This window comes from Streptomyces sp. LS1784 (genome assembly GCF_020103755.1).
Taxonomy (GTDB): domain Bacteria; phylum Actinomycetota; class Actinomycetes; order Streptomycetales; family Streptomycetaceae; genus Kitasatospora.
The window spans coordinates 1-2,167 of record NZ_JAHSQD010000898.1 but is presented as its reverse complement, the minus strand read 5'-3'; the positions used below and the strand labels follow the sequence as shown (position 1 = coordinate 2,167).

The window sequence follows — 2,167 nt, the reverse complement described above, 5'->3', positions numbered from 1 at the left end:
TACGGGCGGCGCGGCGGGCCGGGGTGCCGTGCGTGGCCCTGGCGGTCGGCCCGGACACCGGCCAGGAGCTGCGGGCGGAGGGCGCGGTCGAGGTGCACCGCGACGCCGCCGCACTGCTGAGCGTCCTGGACGACAGCCTGCTCGCCCGCCCCCGGGCCTTCGGGCCCGCCGGCGCCGCAACAGGCGGCGCCCCGAACGGTTAGCACCAGCCCGTACCGGGCAACGGCCGAGTGTGAGCACGTCACCCGAAGTGTCGGAGGTGACCGAGATGGACGGACCCGCGTTGAGCGGATGGGAGCGGCGGCTCCTCGAGGAGATCGAGTCCGATCTGCGCCAGGACACACGGCTCGACCGGAAGCTGAGCACGATGGGCGCCAGGCCGCCCAGCCGGGTCCGGGGTGTGCTTCGCGGCATCGGGCGCAGGATCTCGGCCGGGGTGGTGCTGACCGCCCTGGTGATGACGGCGATCTGCCTCGGCGTGGGCGTACGAACCCCGGTCACCGCCGTGCTGGTCGCGCTCGGCGTGGTCTGGGTGGCCACGGTGGCGGCCGCGATCGCCACCTCGGAGCTGCTGCGCCGCCGGCGCGCGGCCCGCAGCCCCACCGACGCGGCGGATCCGGCGCAGACGCGGGAACGCCGGGAGCGGCGCCCCTGGGACCGTCCGGAGGCATGACGCGATGACCACCGACCTGTGGGAGTACCGCCCGGGCTCCCATCCCGCCGCCGACCTCACGCTGGTCGGGTACGAGGTGCACGCCACCGACGGCCCGGTCGGCCGAGTCGAACAGGACGCCGGGGACCACCTGCTGGTCGACGCCGAGCCCTGGGTGCCGGGCGCCCGGGTGCTCGTTCCGGCCGGACTGGTCGCCCGGCTCGACCACCTCGACCGAGCCGTCCACCTCGACTGCCCACGTGCCAGGCTCAGTTCGGCCCCGCCCACGGCCGTCGACCTGACCGCCCCGCACCCGCGCTGAGCGACCGTGCCATGGGCTGGCCGTCCACCACGCTCACCGGCCGGACGATCGCCTTCCTGGTCGCTCCGTACGGGGCCGAGCAGGTCGAACTGACCGACCCCTGGCAGGCGGTCGCCGAGTCCGGCGGCACCCCGCGGCTGCTGTCCACCGCCGAGGGGCGGGTCCAGGCCGTCCGGCACCGGGCCCCGGGCGACACCTTCGCCGTGGACGCCCTGGTCGCCGAGGCCGACCCGGCCGACTACGACGGGCTGATCCTTCCCGGCGGCGTCGCCAGCCCCGACCGGCTGCGCCTGGACCGCCCGGCGGTCGCCTTCGTGCACGCCTGCTGCGCCGCCGGCCGCCCGGTCGCGGCGATCTGTCACGCGGCCTGGACGCTCATCGAGGCCGACGCCGTGCGCGGCCGCACCCTGACCTCCTGGCCCAGCCTGCGCACCGACCTGGTCAACGCCGGCGCGCACTGGGTGGACGAGCCGGTCCACGTCTGCCGCGACGGGCCCGGCCCGCTCGTCACCAGTCGCAAACCGCACGACCTGCCGCTGTTCGACGACGCCTTCGTGACGGAGTTCGCCCACGCCGCGGCGAAGCGGCGGACGTGAACGCCGGCGGCACCGCGCGACCGCAGCCGGCCGTCAGTCGCCCCGGAGGCGGACGAAGGTTGCGGTGGGCGGGCGGCCGGTGAGGGTGAGTTCGGCGCGGAGGGGTGAGGTCAGCGGGTGGACCGGACCGTGGTCGGGGTCGGTGGTGGGCGGGCCGAGCAGGGGGCGGGCGACCTCGGCGACCTCGCGGGACTGGACCGGGGTGAGCCGCGGGGTGGTCAGGAACACCCGCCCGTCGTCGAGCCGGAGGATCAGCGCCCGCGGGTGGGCGGCCGGGCCGGTGACGGCGCGGACGGTGGCGTCGAGGGTGTCGCTGCGGCGGTACTTGACCCAGACGCGGCCCGCGCCGCGCGGGCGGTACGGGGCGGCGGCGGCCTTGCAGACCAGGCCCTCCACCCCGGTGTCGGCGAGCCGCTCCATCCACTCCAGCGCCTCCGCCCGGTCCGTGGTGGCCATGACCGGCTGGATCGGCGGCGGGACGTCGGCGAGGGCGGCGAGCAGCAGGCGGCGGCGGTCGGTGAGCGGCAGCCGGCGGACGTCGCGGCCGGGCAGCGCCAGCAGGTCGAAGGCGATCAGGCCGAGGGCCACCCCGGGAGC

3 protein-coding genes and 2 pseudogenes are annotated in these 2,167 nt (G+C 76.8%); 4 read left to right on the top strand and 1 reads right to left on the bottom strand.

Features of this window, described 5'->3' with window-relative positions; translation table 11 throughout:
* The 4 genes and pseudogenes from KS423_RS43995 to KS423_RS43980 all read left to right on the top strand — a co-directional run.
* Positions 1-203: pseudogene (locus KS423_RS43995) on the top strand (hypothetical protein); the annotation flags it as partial.
* Between the two features lie 65 nt (positions 204-268).
* Positions 269-673 (top strand): DUF3040 domain-containing protein, encoded by a 405-nt coding sequence (locus tag KS423_RS43990; protein WP_224285292.1) that lies wholly within the window; start codon positions 269-271, stop codon positions 671-673.
* Positions 674-677: 4 nt separating this feature from the next.
* Entirely contained in the window at positions 678-974 is a 297-nt protein-coding gene (locus tag KS423_RS43985; protein ID WP_224285291.1) for a PRC-barrel domain containing protein, read from the top strand.
* An 11-nt stretch (positions 975-985) separates the two neighbouring features.
* Entirely contained in the window at positions 986-1,570 is a 585-nt protein-coding gene (locus KS423_RS43980; protein ID WP_224285290.1) for a type 1 glutamine amidotransferase domain-containing protein, read from the top strand.
* 33 nt (positions 1,571-1,603) lie between these two features.
* Here the strand turns inward: KS423_RS43980 and KS423_RS43975 are convergent.
* Positions 1,604-2,167 (bottom strand): annotated as a pseudogene (locus KS423_RS43975) (DNA ligase); the annotation flags it as partial.

Coding starts and splice junctions, on each gene's coding strand:
- KS423_RS43990 (WP_224285292.1), top strand. CDS start 269: ATGGACGGACCCGCGTTGAGCGGATGGGAGCGGCGGCTCCTCGAGGAG.
- KS423_RS43985 (WP_224285291.1), top strand. CDS start 678: ATGACCACCGACCTGTGGGAGTACCGCCCGGGCTCCCATCCCGCCGCC.
- KS423_RS43980 (WP_224285290.1), top strand. CDS start 986: ATGGGCTGGCCGTCCACCACGCTCACCGGCCGGACGATCGCCTTCCTG.